At 70.6% G+C, this 16,843-nt stretch carries 11 protein-coding genes; 6 read left to right on the top strand and 5 right to left on the bottom strand.

Features of this window, described 5'->3' with window-relative positions:
• The first annotated feature begins 181 nt into the window (after nucleotides 1-181).
• A complete protein-coding gene (locus AB852_RS25170) occupies nucleotides 182-1,240 on the top strand; it encodes an NAD(P)-binding domain-containing protein (RefSeq protein WP_073792707.1) in 1,059 nt (352 codons plus the stop codon).
• A 210-nt stretch (nucleotides 1,241-1,450) separates the two neighbouring features.
• Here the strand turns inward: AB852_RS25170 and mltG are convergent, their stop codons facing one another.
• Nucleotides 1,451-2,305 (bottom strand): endolytic transglycosylase MltG, encoded by an 855-nt coding sequence (gene mltG, locus AB852_RS25165; RefSeq protein WP_073792482.1) that lies wholly within the window; start codon nucleotides 2,303-2,305, stop codon nucleotides 1,451-1,453.
• Between the two features lie 43 nt (nucleotides 2,306-2,348).
• Nucleotides 2,349-4,148, bottom strand: coding sequence for an ABC transporter ATP-binding protein (locus AB852_RS25160; RefSeq protein ID WP_073792481.1), 1,800 nt, complete (start codon nucleotides 4,146-4,148; stop codon nucleotides 2,349-2,351).
• Between the two features lie 177 nt (nucleotides 4,149-4,325).
• Here AB852_RS25160 and AB852_RS25155 point away from each other — a divergent pair, with 177 nt between their 5' ends.
• Together AB852_RS25155 and AB852_RS25150 are read left to right on the top strand one after the other, a co-directional pair.
• Nucleotides 4,326-4,865, top strand: a complete 540-nt coding sequence (locus AB852_RS25155; RefSeq protein WP_079184906.1) for a MarR family winged helix-turn-helix transcriptional regulator — start codon at nucleotides 4,326-4,328, stop codon at nucleotides 4,863-4,865.
• 315 nt (nucleotides 4,866-5,180) lie between these two features.
• Entirely contained in the window at nucleotides 5,181-8,117 is a 2,937-nt protein-coding gene (locus AB852_RS25150; RefSeq protein ID WP_073792480.1) for an FAD-binding and (Fe-S)-binding domain-containing protein, read from the top strand.
• 87 nt (nucleotides 8,118-8,204) lie between these two features.
• On the opposite strand, the gene AB852_RS25145 is transcribed toward AB852_RS25150, so the two are convergent.
• Complete coding sequence (locus AB852_RS25145; RefSeq protein ID WP_073792479.1) at nucleotides 8,205-8,963, bottom strand: L,D-transpeptidase family protein; 759 nt, start codon at nucleotides 8,961-8,963, stop codon at nucleotides 8,205-8,207.
• A 61-nt stretch (nucleotides 8,964-9,024) separates the two neighbouring features.
• Nucleotides 9,025-9,153, bottom strand: coding sequence for a hypothetical protein (locus AB852_RS41400; RefSeq protein WP_266504349.1), 129 nt, complete (start codon nucleotides 9,151-9,153; stop codon nucleotides 9,025-9,027).
• 205 nt (nucleotides 9,154-9,358) lie between these two features.
• Here AB852_RS41400 and AB852_RS25140 point away from each other — a divergent pair, with 205 nt between their 5' ends.
• Complete coding sequence (locus AB852_RS25140) at nucleotides 9,359-11,341, top strand: ABC transporter transmembrane domain-containing protein (RefSeq protein WP_073792478.1); 1,983 nt, start codon at nucleotides 9,359-9,361, stop codon at nucleotides 11,339-11,341.
• Nucleotides 11,338-13,128 carry an ABC transporter ATP-binding protein gene (locus tag AB852_RS25135; protein WP_073792477.1) on the top strand — a complete coding sequence of 597 codons (1,791 nt, stop codon included), beginning with the start codon at nucleotides 11,338-11,340 and terminating at the stop codon, nucleotides 13,126-13,128. The genes AB852_RS25140 and AB852_RS25135 overlap by 4 nt, the downstream gene beginning before the upstream one ends.
• Before the next feature lie 227 nt (nucleotides 13,129-13,355).
• On the opposite strand, the gene AB852_RS25130 is transcribed toward AB852_RS25135, so the two are convergent.
• Nucleotides 13,356-14,150, bottom strand: coding sequence for a metal-dependent hydrolase (locus tag AB852_RS25130; RefSeq protein ID WP_073792706.1), 795 nt, complete (start codon nucleotides 14,148-14,150; stop codon nucleotides 13,356-13,358).
• A 178-nt stretch (nucleotides 14,151-14,328) separates the two neighbouring features.
• Here AB852_RS25130 and AB852_RS25125 point away from each other — a divergent pair, with 178 nt between their 5' ends.
• Nucleotides 14,329-16,842 (top strand): DEAD/DEAH box helicase, encoded by a 2,514-nt coding sequence (locus AB852_RS25125; protein ID WP_073792476.1) that lies wholly within the window; start codon nucleotides 14,329-14,331, stop codon nucleotides 16,840-16,842.
• The last annotated feature ends 1 nt before the right edge of the window (nucleotide 16,843 follow it).

The following is a 16,843-nucleotide window of genomic DNA, read 5'->3' as shown; positions in this document are numbered from 1 at the left end:
GAGCCGGGGCCGGGGCCAGGGCCCGAACCTGGGCCGGGACCAGGGTGACGGGTCGGTCGGTCGGGGGCCGCACCAGGACGCCGGGGCCGAGGCCGGGAAGATCCAGCACACCCCCCAGGTTAGTAGAAGCGTGAACGAATTCGGGGATCTCAGTGGTGGCGGCCCGTCCGCCGACGGGCTCATGGACGTCGTGGTGATCGGCGCCGGGCAGGCGGGCCTGTCCAGCGCCTACCATCTGCGCCGCACGGGCTTGGAGCCGGAGCGGGATTTCGTGGTCCTCGATCATTCCCCGCGCCCGGGCGGCGCCTGGCAGTTCCGCTGGCCCAGCCTGACGTACGGCAAGGTGCACGGCATGCACGCGCTGCCCGGTATGGAACTGACCGGCGCCGACCCCGCGCGGCCTTCCTCGGAGGTCATCGGGGAGTACTTCGCCTCCTACGAGAGCACCTTCGATCTCCGGGTCCGGCGTCCGGTCGATGTACGGACGGTCCGGGACGGCGATGACGGCCGACTGCTCGTCGAGACCTCGGCGGGTACCTGGGCGACCAGGGCACTGATCAACGCGACCGGGACCTGGGACCGGCCCTTCTGGCCGCGCTACCCGGGGCAGGAGGAATTCCGCGGGCAGCAGTTGCACACGGCGCGCTACCAGGGGCCGGAGCAGTTCGCCGGGCTGCGCGTGCTCGTGGTGGGCGGCGGGGCGTCCGGCACCCAGCATCTGATGGAGATCGCGCCGTACGCCGCCGCCACGTACTGGGTGACCCGGCGGCCCCCGGTGTTCGTCGAGGGCCCTTTCGACGAGGGTGCGGGGCGATCGGCGGTGGCCCTGGTGGAGGAGCGGGTCCGGGCGGGTCTGCCTCCCCGGAGCGTGGTGTCCGTGACGGGGCTGCCGCTCACCGACGCGGTGCGGCAGGCCCGCGCCGACGGGGTTCTCGACCGGCTGCCGATGTTCGACCGGATCACCCCGGACGGAGCGGTCTGGGAGGACGGACGGAGCGTCGAGGCCGATGTCATCCTGTGGGCGACAGGCTTTCGTCCGGTCATCGACCATCTCGCGCCGCTGAAGTTGCGGGAGCCCGGCGGCGGCATCCGTATCGACGGGACCCGGGCCATCGCCGACCCCCGGGTGCATATGGTCGGCTACGGGCCCTCGGCCAGCACGATCGGAGCGAACCGCGCGGGCCGTGCGGCCGTCCGGGACATCAGACGGCTGCTGTCCGGTGAACTCGTCCCGGTGTGATCCACGAAGAACGGGCGGCGGAGCACGGAGGGCGGCACCACCGGACCTGGGCAAGCGGGGCCGTGGGGATTCGGGCCCTCGCACGCCGGAGTCGATGACCCTCCGGGCCGGAGCGAATCAGGCCCGAGTGGATCAGGCCGGGCGGCGCGGAGCGCGTGAGCGGGTGCCGGGCCGACGCCGGACCGGCCACACCGGCCCGACCGCACGCGATCACCCGGCGGGCGAACCGCTGGGCGTCGGTGAACCGGAGCGGTTGTTCTGGTTGAACTCGTCGACATTGCGTTGATGCTCTTCGTACTGCGCGGTGAACCGGGTGTCGCCCGGCTTCACGGTCACGAAGTACAGCCACTCCCCCGCTGTCGGACGCGTCGCCGCGCGCATGGCGTCGTCACCGGGCCCGGCGATCGGAGTGGGCGGCAGGCCCATCCGGGAGTATGTGTTGTAGGGGCTGTCCAGCTGTGTGTCGCTCTGACTGGTGTTCAGCGTGCTGCGGTTCAGCGCGTAGTTGATCGTGGAGTCCATCTGCAACGGCATGCCCTGGGCGAGGCGGTTGTGGATGACGCGGGCCACCTTGCCCATGTCGGCCTTGTTGTCGGCCTCGGCCTGGACGATGCTCGCGATCGTGACGGTCTGGTACAGGTTCCGGGTGTCCGCGTTGGCACCCGCCGCGACCGGCGCGGTGGCGAACCGCTTGTTCGCCGTGTTCACCATGAACGACAGCACGGATGCGGGCGTCGACTTGTCGGTGATCGGATACGTCGCCGGGAACAGATATCCCTCGGGGTTGCCCTGTGCGTCGGCGGGCAGCTTGAGCCGCGCCTTGGGCACGGACTTCTTGGTCGTCCCGGCGGGCAGGGCGAGCGCCTTGTCGACGGCCGAGTAGACCTGGCCGGCGCGCCAGCCCTCGGGGACGGTCAAGGACGCGGGCTCCTCGGGCTTCTCGTCCGAGAACATCAGCGGTACGGCGACGGCCGCGCCCACGACGACCGCGCCGGTCGTGACGAGGGCGATCCGGCCCCGGCGCGTCAGCCTGATCGGGCTCCGACCCGGAGTCTTGGTCTGCATGAGGGCACGCTAACCCGACATCTACGGTAATCCTGGCATATCTTCATCTTGTCGGCTCCAATACGGCGTCCCGGTGCACCAGGGCGGCGTAACGCCCGTCCCGTTCGAGCAGTTCGTCGTGCGTGCCCAGCTCGGCCACCCGACCCGCTTCCAGGACAAGGATCTGATCGGCGTCGCGGACGGTGGAGAGCCGGTGGGCGATGGTGATGGTGGTGCGATCGGCGGACAGCGCGTCGAGCGCTTGCTGCACCGCCCCCTCGGTCCGGGTGTCGAGGGCGCTGGTCGCCTCGTCCAGGACCAGCACCGGAGGGTCGCGCAGGATGGTGCGCGCGATGGCGAGCCGCTGCTTCTCCCCTCCGGAGAACCGGTACCCGCGCTCCCCGACGACGGTGTCGTAGCCGTCGGGCAGGGCCGCGATGTGCTCGTGGATCTGCGCCGCGCGGGTGGCGGCCACGAGCTCGGCGTCCGTGGCGTCCGGCTTGGCGAACCGCAGATTCTCCGCGACCGACGCGTGGAACAGATAGGTCTCCTGGGAGACCACGCCGACGGCCCGCGCGAGGGTGTCGAAGGCGAGTTCCCGTACATCGACACCGTCGATGGTGACGCGGCCGCCCGTCACGTCGTACAGCCGAGGCACCAGGTGACCGAGTGTGGACTTCCCCGCTCCGGTCGCACCGACGACGGCGAGGCTCCCCCCGGCGGGAACCCTGATGTCGATGCCGTCGAGCACGGCGCCGCTCGGGTCGTCGTACAGGAACTCCACCCCCTCGAAGGCCACCTCGCCCTTGACCCGGTCCAGGCGCACGGGGTCGGCCGCCTCGGTGATGTCGGCGGGCAGGTCGAGGTACTCGAAGATCCGCTGGAACAGGGCGAGCGAGGTCTGGATGTCGACCCCCGTCGACAGCAGACCGACGGTCGGCCGGAACAGCCCCTGCTGGAGCGAGACGAAGGCGACGAGCGTGCCGATGGAGACCGCGGGACCGCCGCCCGCGGCGGCCATGCCCGCCGTCCAGTACAGGACCGCGGGCATGGCGGACATGACCATGGTGATGACGGACATCCGCCAGCGGCCCGCCATGTTGGACCGCACCTCAAGATCGACGAGCCCTTCGGACTCCCGGGCGAAGCTCTTGGTGAGGGAGTCGGTGCGGCCCATGGTGCGGCCCAGGAGGATGCCGCTGACGGACAGGGACTCGGTGACGGTGGCGGCCATCACGGCCATCTGCTTCTGCCGCTGGGTGGCGATCCGTTTGCGCTCACGCCCGACCCGGCGGCTGATCCAGACGAAGACGGGCAGCAGGAGCAGGGAGACCACGGTGAGCCGCCAGTCCAGCGCGAGCATGGCGACGAAGGTGGCGATGACGCTGGTCAGATTGGACACGAGGGACGTCGCCGTCGAGGTGACGGTCGCCTGCATCCCTCCGATGTCGTTGGCGATCCGGGACTGGACCTCGCCGGTCCGGGTGCGGGTGAAGAACGCCAGGGACATGCCCTGGAGGCGCGCGTACACGGCTGTGCGCAGATCGTGCATCACCCGCTGACCGACGGTGGTGGAGATCAGGGTCTGGAGCACTCCGAAGGCGCTGACCACGACAGCGCTGAGGATCATGCCGAGCGCGAGCAGGGTCAGCAGCCCCGTGCGCCCCTGGGGGATCGCGGTGTCGAGAGCGGCCTTCAGCAGGAACGGGGTGACCACCGACACCAGGGAGGCCGCGCACACCAGCAGCCCGACGACCGCGAGCTTGCCGCTGTAGGGGCGGAAGAGCCGGACGATACGGCGCAGCTGGCGCGGCTGTCCGGGGTCAGGGCCGGGCGGCGTCCTGGGGATCGTGTCGGCGGGCATGAGCCTCCTACGGGAGCGGACTTCGAGGCGGGTCGGACGGTGCTCGACGGGTGGTCGTCGACGGTCAGGCGCGGTACGCGCCGCACCCGAGCGGTCACCACAGCGGACCCGCTCAGGCGAGCATAGTTCATAGTTACCTACACTCACAATGAATTATGCCCTGGTATTGTTCCCGATATGAACACCCCGGACGCCGACGGCATCCTCGCCGAGCAGTTGCTGCGGCTGACCCGTCGCGTACACCGCATCCAGAAGCGGCACATGGAGGCCAACGGGGTCGGGATCACTCCCGCGCAGTCGCGCCTGCTGAGGACCCTGGCGCTGTACGCCTCACCGCCCCGGATGGCCGATCTCGCCGAGCGCCTGGAGGTCGTGCCCCGGGCCGTGACGACCCTGGTCGACGGGCTGGAGGCGGGCGGCCGGGTCCGCCGGGCGCCCGACCCGACGAACCGGCGGGTGATCCGTATCGAGATGACCGACGCCGGATGGCGGACCCTGGAGGAGCTGCGCCGCGCCCGCCGCTCCGCGGCCGACGACATCCTCGCCCCGCTCGGCCCCGAGCAGCGCGAGACCCTCGGCGGGCTGCTCTCGACACTGGTCGACGGCATGGACGCCACCAGGCCGACCGCCCGGGACGAGTACGCCCGGCCCCCCGAGGACGCCGGGTCCCCCAGCAGTACACCCGCTCCCGCCGAGCATCCGGAGGGCTGCGCCTGACCGCACGGCGCCCGCCTGACCGTCTCCCCCCATCCCATGCCCAGCCCCTCCCAGCCACCTGCGGGGCCCGCTCCGAGGCGTCCGGAGCACGGCCCGACCACCCGGGCGGCAAGGCCAAGGCATGGATCGGCACGAGGCCGGGCAGGGGTGCGCGGCGGGCCGGGCAAGGGTGCGCGCGGGGTCCGAGTGCGGAGGGCGAGGGTCTGAAGCGATCACGGACGGGCCGCGGCGATCATGAAGACGGCCCCGGTGCGCGACGCCCCGTAGCCGTGTGTTCGAGTGGGCACAAGCGAGCACAAGGAACGAGGAGGAACAATGCCCCTGTTGGAGCCTGATCCGGACATCCTTCGCCCCACGTCACGCCCCGCGGCCCCGGCACCGGACCGGGTACGGGACGATCGCTCCCCGGGCACTCCGGAGCCGCTGCGCGGTGACCTCGTGGCCCTGCTCGGCGAGGACAAGGTCCTGACAGGGGTCTCCGACCTGGTCCGCTACGCGTCGGACGCCAGCCCCTACCGCTTCATGCCGCAGGTCGTGGTCGTCGCCGAGGATCTCGACGACATCTCCGCCGTGCTGTCGTACGCGCGCGGCAAGGGCCGTGAGGTCGTGTTCCGGGCGGCGGGCACCTCGCTGAACGGTCAGGCCCAGGGCGAGGACATCCTCGTCGACGTCCGTCAGCACTGGGCGGGCGTGCAGGTGCTGGACGAGGGCGCGCGGGTCCGGGTCGGCCCCGGGACGACGGTCGTCCGCGTCAACGCGGCCCTCGCCCGCCACGGAAGAGTGCTCGGCCCCGACCCGGCGAGCGCGATCGCCTGCACCGTCGGGGGCGTCGTCGCCAACAACGCGTCCGGAATGACCGCGGGCACCACCCGCAACTCCTACCGCACGGTCGCCTCCCTCACCTTCGTCCTGCCGTCCGGCACCGTGGTCGACACCGCCGACCCCGGGGCCGACGCCGCGCTCGCCCACGCGGAACCCGCCCTGTGCGAGGGGCTGCTGGCCCTCAAGGCGGAGATCGAGGCCGACCCGGAGCTGGTCGCCCGGATCAGGGCGAAGTACGAGATCAAGAACACCAACGGCTACCGTCTCGACGCGTTCCTCGACGGAGCGACCCCCGTGCAGATCATGAGGGGCCTCATGGTGGGTTCCGAGGGCACGTTCGGATTCATCTCCGACATCGTCTTCGACACCCTCCCCCTGGACCGGCGGATCACCACCGCCCTGCTCTTCTTCCCCTCCCTCACCGCGGCGGCCGCGGCCGTGCCGGTGTTCAACGCGGCCGGAGCCCTCGCCGTGGAGCTGATGGACGGCAACACGCTCCGGGCCTCGGTCAGTGTGCAGGGGGTCCCGTCGGACTGGGCCGACCTGCCGCGGTCGACGGCCGCGCTGCTGGTGGAGTTCCGCGCCGCGGACCTCGCGGGACAGGAAGCGTACGAGGAGGCCGCACAGGCCTCCATGTCGCGGCTGGACCTCGTCGCACCGGTTGCCTCGGTGACCAACGCCTTCACCCGGGACACGAGGACGATCAGCGGCTACTGGAAGGCCCGCAAGGCGTTCGTCACCGCCGTCGGCGGCTCACGGCCCTCCGGCACGACGCTGATCACTGAGGACTTCGCCGTTCCGCCGTCGCGGCTCGCGGACGCGTGCGAGGCGCTGATCGAGCTCCAGACCCGGCACGGCTTCGACGCCGCGGTCGCCGGCCACGCGGCCCACGGCAATCTCCACTTCCTGCTCGCCTTCGACGCGGGCAGACCCGAGGACGTCGACCGGTACGCCGCGTTCATGGACGAGTTCTGCCGACTGACGGTCGAACGCTTCGACGGCTCGCTCAAGGCCGAGCACGCCACCGGACGCAATATCGCGCCCTTCCTGGAGCTGGAGTGGGGCCCCACCGCGACGGCACTGATGTGGCGGATCAAGGAACTCATCGACCCGGACGGTGTCCTCGCCCCCCGTATCGTCCTGGACCGGGACCCCCGGGCCCACCTGCGGGGCCTCAAGACGATCCCCCGGATCGAACTGATCGCCGATCCGTGCATCGAGTGCGGCTTCTGCGAACCCACCTGTCCCAGCCAGGACGTCACCACCACACCCCGTCAGCGGATCGTGCTGCGGCGCGAGATGATGCGACAGCCCGCCGGTTCCGACGTCGAGGAAGAGCTGCTCGACGCCTACGGCTACGACGCCGTCGACACCTGCGCCGGTGACTCGACGTGCAAGCTGGCCTGCCCGGTGGGCATCGACACCGGGGCGATGATGAAGGACTTCCGGCACGCCCGGCACTCCCCGCGCGAGGAGCGGGTCGCCGCCTTCACCGCCAAGAACTTCAAAGCCGTCGAGGCGTCGGCCCGACTCGCCGTGGCCGCCGCGGACCGCGTCAGCGACCGGCTGCTGACAGCTGTCACCCGCACGGCACGCAAGGCGGTACGACCCGACCTCGTACCGGAGTGGCTGCCCGTAGTGCCCGGCGCGGCACCGCGCGGACTGCCCCGCACCGCGCGCGCGGACGCCACCGCCGTCTACTACCCGGCCTGCGTCAACCGCATCTTCGGCGGCCCCGAGGGCCGGGAGGGGCCGTCGCTGCCGGAGGCCGTGGTGGCGGTGTCCGCCCGCGCCGGGAAGCCGGTATGGATCCCTGACGATGTGTCCGGGACGTGCTGCGCCACCATCTGGCACTCCAAGGGCTACGACTCCGGGAACGCGGTCATGGCCAACAGGATCGTGGAGGCGGCCTGGGCCTGGACGAACGGCGGCAGGCTCCCGCTGGTGGTGGACGCGTCCTCCTGCACGCTCGGCATCGCCCACGAGGTCGTCCCCTATCTCACCCCGGAGAACAAGCGGCTGCACCAGGAACTGACCGTCGTCGACTCCATCGTCTGGGCGGCCGAGGAACTTCTGCCGGGGCTCACCGTCCACCGGACCATCGACTCCGCGGTGCTGCATCCCACCTGCTCCATGCGTCACCTCGGTGACGAGGAGCAGCTCCGCGCGGTCGCGGAGGTGTGCGCCGACGAGGTGGTGGTGCCGGACGACGCCGGGTGCTGCGCCTTCGCGGGCGACCGCGGGATGCTGCACAAGGAGCTCACGGAGTCCGCGACCCGCAAGGAGGCCGCGGCCGTGACCTCCCGTCACTTCGACGCCCATCTGTCGGCGAACCGGATGTGCGAGGTCGGCATGGACCATGCGACGGGCCGCAGCTACTACTCGGTCCTGCTGGAGCTGGAGCGCGCCACACGTCCGGAAGGTTCGTGAGCGGTCTCTCGTTCCGTACAGCCGGGGGCGGTGCGCGTCTGCGGCCGCCTCCGGAACGGAAGGGCGAAGCGGCCAGGGGAACCGCGGCTATGTCCGCAGTCGCGCCTTGTCCCCCATCACCACGACAGGTCGCAGTTCGGGGTCGAGGGTGCGCAGCAGATACTCCATCCCGGACCGCGACAGGCTCACACATCCCGATGTGCCGCCGCCGTGGTCCAGGTGGAACCAGATGCTCCCGCCCTTCGACCCGCCCTGCGGCCGTACCGGATCGTTCGGCGGGACACCCCTGACCCGGTTGTAGTCGATGGCTATGACGTAGTCGAAGTCGTTCCAGTAGCGCTCGGCCCAGTGGCGGGGCGCCTGGAACGCCGCCGACCGCGTGTACGGCAGTTTCGCCCCGGGGTCGGGCAGCACTCCGCCCGCGTCGGACAGCGAGAAGACCCCCACCGGGCTGCGCTTGTCGTCCTCCCGGTGATCGGGGGTCCAGCCCTTCCGTCCGTTGTGCGCGGGCCAGCTCCTTGCCTTGCGCCAGCCGGTCCCGTCCTTGGTGTACAGCACGACCGTCGCGTCGGCGGAATCGGCGTGGTCCCCGTACACCGCGACGACCTGGCGGGCGGCGGACGGAATACGCCGGTGGGTCCGGTCACCGACGCCGGGGACACGGTCGAATCTGCTGGGACGGGCCCCGGGCCGGGCCGAGGGGGAACTCGTGGCGCCGTCGGTGACCGTCCGTCTCCCGTCGGGGCGGGCCTCGACGCCCGTGGATCCGCAGGCGGCCAGGGGAACGAGCAGCGCGGCGCAGGTCGCCGCGGCGACCGCGGCGCGTGTCAGGGCGGCGACAGGCATGCGCCCCATGCTCGCATCGGCCGAACAGCGCGATGACCGTGCGACGGACCGCCGTACGCATTCAGGCGCGATCTTTGCCGTGATCCGGAAAATCGTTTGCCTGACGGGCGCTGAAAGGTGAGGCTTTCACGGTTTGCACCCACCGGCAGCCGCATCCGGTGTCCGTGCCCTCGCCCACGTCTTCAGCCATGTCCTACCCCTTTGCCCGCAGGTGAGCGCCCCATATGCCCGCGGGTGAGCGCCGACCCATGTCCTGATCCTGTCCTCGATCACCGTGCGGGACGTCGTCCCCGATGGCGTCCGCTCCCTACGTACCCCCACTCTGTACGCCGACGGCTTCACCGCCACGCGTCTCTCCCCGACACCCCCGACCGCCATCCAAGTCCTGGGACACCATGCGCATCCAAGACCTCCCGTACGCCGACCCTGGTGTGCCCGACACCCGCTCGGGCCCGCGGTTCCTGTTCTGGCTCGGTCGCAATCAACTGGGCGGACAGCTCAAGGCCCTCCTATGGGGGCTCGTCCACTTCATGGCCATCGCCGGCCTGCCGTTCGCGGTGGGCTATGCCGTACAGGCCGTCGTCGACCGGTCGGGTACCCGGCTCGCCCTCGCGGGCGGACTGCTCGGGCTGCTCGGACTCTGTGTCGCTCTCGGCGACACCATGGTGCACCGTGCCGCGGTCACCAACTGGATCACCGTCGCGGCCCGTGTCCAGCAGCTCCTGGCGCGCAAGACCGCCCTCCTCGGCGCCGCCCTGACCCGACGGGTGGCGGCCGGAGAAGTCGTCGCGGTCTCCACCGGTGACGTCGAGAAGATCGGGTGGTTCGTCGAGACGCTGTCCCGCTTCGCCGCCGCCGTGCTCACCATCGTCCTCGTCTGCGTCGGTCTCGTCGTGTACGAACCCGCCCTCGGGATCATCGTCGCGATCGGCGTTCCGGTGCTGGCGCTGTCCGTGCTGCCGATGCTGCCGGCCGCCACCCGCCGGGCGGACATCCAGCGGGAGAAGGCGGGATACGCCACAGAACTCGCGTCCGACACGGTCGCCGGGCTCCGTGTCCTGCGCGGCATCGGCGGCGAGGAACTCTTCCTCGGCCGGTATCGCGGGGCCTCCCAGGAGGTCCGCAAGGCCGCCGTTCGCAGCGCCAGGATGTGGGCGCTGATCTCGGCGATCCAGGTGCTGCTCCCGGGCGTTCTGCTGATCGTCGTCGTATGGCGTGGCGTGCAGCTCGCGCAGGACGGCCTGATCTCGGTGGGCGCGCTCGTCACGGTGTACAGCGCGGTCACCCTGCTGAGTTTCCCGATCCGGCACGTGGAGGAGATCGCCATGGCCTACTCCTTCTCGCGTCCTTCGGCGACCCGCGCCGCGCGGGTGCTGGCGCTGGAGCGGGCGGTGGACGAGCGCGGCCGCAGCGGCCCGCCGTCCGGCTCCGGCTCCGGCTCCGGCTCCGGCTCCGGCTCCGGCTCCGGCTCCGGCAAGACGGTCGGTGCTGTGGCCGATGGTCCGCTGACGGACACCGGGCTGCCGTCCGGCGACCTGTACGACCCGGCGACGGGGCTGCTCGCACCGACCGGGCTGCTCACCGCGGTGGTCTGCGGCGATCCCGACATCGCGGGCCGACTGGCCGAAAGGCTCGGCGGCCACGCGTCCCTGGACGGCCCTCTGCCCCCGTCCGTACTGCTCGGCGGCACCGCCCTCGACGAGCTGCCGCTCGGCGATGCCCGCACCGCGGTCCTCGTCCAGGACAAGGACCCGGTGCTGCTCTCGGGCACCCTGCGTGAACTGCTCGACATCCCCGCGTCGGGCGGGGTGTCGGCGGAGCGGGCCCTGGACGCGGCGCAGTGCGGTGACGTCCTGGACGCGCTCTCCCAGAGCTCGGCCGACGCCACCGACCCGTTCGACGCCCGGATCACGGAACGCGGCCGTTCGCTTTCGGGCGGCCAGCGCCAGCGGCTGGCGCTCGCGCGTTCGCTGGTGACGGACCCCGAGGTCCTGGTGCTCGACGAACCCACATCAGCCGTGGACTCGCACACCGAGGACCGGATCGCGGAGGGTGTCCGCACCCTGCGCGACGGACGGACGACCGTGGTGCTCACCTCGTCACCACTGCTGCTGGACCGCGCCGACCGTGTGGTCCTGATCCACGACGGCGAGGTCATGGCGATCGGTACCCACCGGGAACTGCTCGGGAACGATCCCCGGTACCGCGCCATCGTCACCCGTGAAACCGAGGAAGCCTCGCCGTCCCCGGAACACACCGCCCGGCCGACCGTCTCCGCCTCCCCCTCCGACCAGACATCCGCAGAGACCGGGGGACCGCACGACCTGGACGCACCGTACGCACGCGAAGCACTGGCAGAGATCGAGGAGAAGGCATGATCGGCCTGGCGCCCCCGGCGTACGACCCGGCGGCTCCGACGACGGCGAACACCCTGCCGGTCGGCGCGCCCGCCACCGTACGCGCCTACATCAAGGAACTCTTCCGACGCCACCGCACGGCCTTCCTCGCGCTCGTCACCGTGAACGCCGTCGCGGTGATCGCCTCCATGGTGGGCCCCTATCTGCTGGGCGCTCTGGTGGAACGGGTGTCCGAGGGCGGCGACGCACTCGGTGAGCTGCGGATCGGCCCGACGGTCGTGGCCTTCGCGGTCGCGCTCGTGGTGCAGGCCGCTTTCATCCAGCAGGTGCGGCTGCGGGGCGCGGTGCTCGGTGAGCAGATGCTCGCGGATCTGCGCGAGGACTTCCTCGTACGGTCGGTACGGCTGCCCCCGGGTGTGCTGGAACGCGCCGGTACCGGCGATCTGCTCTCCCGGATCACCACCGACATCGACCGGCTGTCCAACGCGATGCGTGAGGCCGTGCCTCAGCTGGCGATCGGTGTGGTGTGGGTGGTGCTGCTGCTCGGCGGGCTCACCGTCACCGCCCCCGAACTGGCACCTGCCGTAGTCGTAGCGGTGCCGCTGCTGGTCGTCGGCTGCCGCTGGTACTTCAAGCGCGCCCCGGCCGCCTACCGGTCGGAGGCCGCCGGATACGCCGCGGTCGCGGCTGCCCTCGCCGAGACCATCGACGCCGGCCGGACGGTCGAGGCACACCGGCTGGGTGAGCGCCGGGTGGCGCTGTCCGACCTCCGGATCACCCAATGGACCGCTTTCGAGCGCTACACACTGTGGCTGCGGTCCGTCCTGTTCCCCATCGTCAATCTGACGCACATCACCGTGCTGGGCTCCGTACTGATGGTGGGCGGTGTGTTCGTCCTCCAGGGCTGGATCACTGTGGGCCAGCTGACCACCGGGGCGCTTCTGGCCCAGATGCTCGTGGACCCGGTCGGGCTGATCCTGCGTTGGTACGACGAGCTCCAGGTCGCCCAGGTGTCGCTCGCCCGGCTCGTGGGGGTGCGGGACATCGAGCCCGAGGAGGGTGACGACTCGGTGTCGCCCGAGGGCCGCGCGGTGCACGCCGACGCGGTGCGGTTCGGCTACCGCGCGGGGGTCGACGTCCTGCGCGACGTGTCGCTGAGGGTCGAACCCGGTACCCGGCTCGCCCTGGTCGGCCCGTCCGGCGCCGGCAAGTCGACGCTGGGCCGGCTGCTCGCCGGGATCTACGCCCCAGGTGGTGGCGCCATCACCCTCGGTGGGGCCGAGCTGTCGCGGATGCCCGCGGAGCGGGTGCGCTCCCATGTGGCGCTCGTCAACCAGGAGCATCATGTGTTCGTGGGCTCGCTCCGTGACAATCTCCGGCTGGCACGTTCCACCGCTGAGGACCCCGAGCTGTGGGCCGCTCTCGAAGCGGTGGACGCCGAGGTATGGGCGCGTGCGCTGGACGCGGGGCTGGACACCGACGTCGGTTCGGGCGGTCTGGGTCTGACCCCGGCGCAGGCCCAGCAGATCGCGCTGGCCCGACTGGTGCTGGCCGATCCGCACACGCTGGTCCTGGACGAGGCGACCTCCCTCCTCGACCCTCGTGCCGCACGGCATCTGGAGCGGTCGCTCGCCCGGGTGCTCGACGGCCGGACGGTGGTCGCGATCGCGCACCGACTGCACACCGCCCACGACGCCGAGGTCATCGCCGTGGTCGAGCAGGGCCGCATCACCGAGCTGGGCAGCCATGACGAGTTGGTCGCGGCGGACGGCGCGTACGCGGCGCTGTGGCGGTCCTGGCACGGCTAGGACCTGACCGTCTCCGTGGTCCGGGCGGCACCCGGACCACGGATCGTCGTGGCTCCGACGACGGTCGGCACCCTGGGCACCGACCGCCCGCAGGACCCGGGACCCCGGCACCCGAAGCCGTTCGGAACAGGGTGCCGACGCAGGTGGTGGCGCGGACGCCGATGCCAGCGACGGTGGCAGTGGCAGTGGCAGTGGCAGTGGCGGTGGCGGTGGCGGTGGCGGTGGCGTCAGATGACGTTCAGCGCGGCGGCCCCGCCGACACCGCCGAGCAGCATGAAGGCGGGCATCAGTACCTTCAGCTCGACCCAGCTCCCCGCGCGGAACCGCATCATCTTCGGCGGGCCCAGCGGGTACCAGCGCTTCTTCCCTATCGGGATGGGCCACAGGATCGGGCAACCGGAGATCGTGAGCGCGTCGCCGATGTCGTGGACCAGTGCGCCCAGCACGATCGGCAGGCCGAGCCAGAGGTACTCCTGCCCTGGTTCGGTGAACAGCCAGCCCGAGCCGTTGCCCGGCTGATCCAGCACACCGGCGAGAATCCAGGCGCACGCCGCCGCCAGCAGCCAGACGAGGACATCGCTGCTCTGTCCCCTGGTGGCCCGCCACAGCAGGCCCTCGATCGCCAGCACCAGATGGACGAACAGCAGACCGAGCACCGCCCAGCGACCGCCCGTGACCGCGAGCACGGACGCGCCGCCGCCGATGAGGACGGCCCAGAGCCAGGTGTGCGTCAGGGTGCGGTGTCCGCCGGAGCGCCGGGGGTCGCCCGGCTTCCTGGTGCCCTTGTAGACGGCGTACGAGAGCTTGTCGACGATCTCGCACAAGCCCCTGGAGACCGGCCCGAAGGCGCGGGATATCGTCGCGGCCTTGTGGTCGAGGTCGGGTGCGAGCGCGGCGCCGGCGCATATCAGCGCCCCGGTCAGCAGCACGGGCCACGGCATGGTGTGACCGGCCGCTGCCGCCGCGGCCCCCACCCCCAGCCAGGCTGCCGCTCCTGACAGTGAGTGTGCCGGTCCCATCATGGTGGTGCCCCGCCCCATTTCCCTTGTCCGGCCCGTCCACGGCCCGGGCGATGCCGTCATGCCTGGTGGTGGACGTCCGTGTGTGCTGACGCTGTGTCGGCGCATCAGCGTAACGTTCTCGATCTTCGTACGGTCGCCCGATTCCCTGATCGGAGCCGAAGCCAGGCAAGATAAGACAGTGACCCTTATCGATCAGCTTCCGCAGTCCGCCGACCCCGACGCTCTTTACGAGGCCTTCGGGTCGTGGGCCGAGGGACGTGGCCTCACCCTGTACCCGCACCAGGAGGAGGCGCTGATCGAGGTCGTCTCGGGGGCGAACGTCATCGTCTCCACACCCACCGGCTCGGGAAAGAGCATGATCGCGGCGGGCGCCCACTTCGCGGCCCTGGCACGCGACGAGGTCACCTTCTACACGGCACCGATCAAGGCTCTCGTCTCGGAGAAGTTCTTCGAGCTGTGCAAGATGTTCGGCACGGAGAACGTGGGCATGCTGACGGGTGACGCCTCCGTGAACTCGGACGCGCCCATCATCTGCTGCACCGCCGAGGTCCTCGCGTCGATCGCGCTGCGTGACGGCAGGAACGCCGATGTCGGCCAGGTCGTCATGGACGAGTTCCATTTCTACGCCGAGGGCGACCGGGGCTGGGCCTGGCAGATCCCGCTGCTGGAACTGCCGCAGGCGCAGTTCGTCCTCATGTCGGCGACGCTCGGCGACATGGCGATGTTCGAGAAGGACCTGACCCGTCGTACGGGCAGGCCGACAGCGGTCGTCCGGTCGGCGACCCGCCCGGTGCCGCTGTCCTACGAGTACCGTCTGACGCCGATGACGGACACCCTCACCGAACTCCTGGAGACCAAGCAGGCACCCGTCTACATCGTGCACTTCACCCAGGCCCAGGCGGTGGAACGGGCCCAGGCGCTGATGAGCATCAACATGTGCACGCGGCAGGAGAAGGACCGGATCGCCGAGCTGATCGGCAACTTCCGCTTCACCACGAAGTTCGGCCGCAATCTGTCGCGCTACGTACGCCACGGCATCGGGGTGCACCACGCGGGCATGCTGCCGAAGTACCGGCGGCTGGTGGAGAAGCTCGCCCAGGCGGGACTCCTGAAGGTCATCTGTGGGACGGACACACTGGGTGTCGGTGTCAATGTGCCCATCCGGACCGTACTGTTCACGGCGCTCAGCAAGTACGACGGCAACCGGGTGCGGACCCTGCGGGCGCGGGAGTTCCACCAGATCGCCGGACGGGCGGGGCGCGCGGGATTCGACACGGCCGGCTTCGTGGTGGCCCAGGCGCCCGAGCACGTCATCGAGAACGAGAAGGCCCTGGCGAAGGCGGGGGACGACCCGAAGAAGCGGCGCAAGGTGGTCCGCAAGAAGGCGCCCGAGGGGTTCGTCGGCTGGGGCGAGAGCACTTTCGACAAGCTGATCACCTCGGACCCCGAGCCTCTGACCTCGCGCTTCCGTGTCACCCACACCATGCTGCTCGCGGTGATCGCAAGGCCCGGCAACGCCTTCGACGCGATGCGTCATCTGCTGGAGGACAATCACGAGCCCCGCAAGCAGCAGTTGCGTCATATCCGGCGGGCCATCGCGATCTACCGCTCCCTGCTGGACGGGGGCATCGTGGAGAAGCTGGACGAGCCGGACGCCGAGGGAAGGATCGTGCGGCTGACGGTCGATCTCCAGCAGGACTTCGCGCTCAATCAGCCCTTGTCGACGTTCGCGCTCGCGGCGTTCGAACTCCTCGCCCCCGAGTCCCCGTCGTACGCGCTGGACATGGTGTCCGTGGTGGAGTCCACGCTGGACGACCCCCGGCAGATCCTCGCCGCCCAGCAGAACAAGGCGCGCGGGGAGGCCGTGGCCGCGATGAAGGCCGACGGTGTCGAGTACGAGGACCGCATGGAGCGGCTCCAGGACGTGTCGTACCCGAAGCCGTTGGAGGAGTTGCTGTTCCACGCCTACGACACGTACCGCCACAGCCACCCCTGGGTGGGCGACCACCCGCTGTCGCCGAAGTCGGTCATCCGTGACATGTACGAGCGTGCCATGACGTTCACGGAGTTCGTGTCGTACTACGAACTGGCGCGTACCGAGGGCATCGTGCTGCGGTACCTGGCCAGCGCGTTCAAGGCGCTCGACCACACCGTGCCGGACGATCTGAAGTCGGAGGATCTGCAGGATCTGATCGCCTGGCTCGGTGAGATGGTCCGCCAGGTGGACTCCAGCCTTCTGGACGAGTGGGAGCAGCTCGCCAATCCGGAGGTGATGACGGCGGAGGAGGCGCAGGAGAGGGCCGACCAGGTGAAGCCGGTGACCTCCAACGGCCGCGCGTTCCGGGTACTGGTCCGCAACGCGATGTTCCGCCGGGTGGAGCTGGCGGCTCTCGACCATCTCTCCGAGCTCGGAGAGATGGACAAGGAGTCGGGCTGGGACGCCGACACGTGGGGCGACGCGATGGACAAGTACTGGGACGAGTACGACGACCTGGGTACCGGTCCGGACGCGCGCGGCCCGCGGCTGCTGATGATCGAGGAGGACGCCGAGCACGGTCTGTGGCGGGTGCGGCAGTCCTTCGCGGACCCGAACGGTGATCACGACTGGGGCATCAGCGCGGAGGTGGACCTGACGGCCTCCGACGAGGAGGGCCGGGCTGTCGTCCGTGTCACCTCGGTCGGACAGTTGTGAG

Source organism: Streptomyces uncialis, from assembly GCF_001905345.1.
Lineage (GTDB): Bacteria > Actinomycetota > Actinomycetes > Streptomycetales > Streptomycetaceae > Streptomyces > Streptomyces uncialis.
This window is presented reverse-complemented; position numbering and strand designations above follow the sequence as displayed.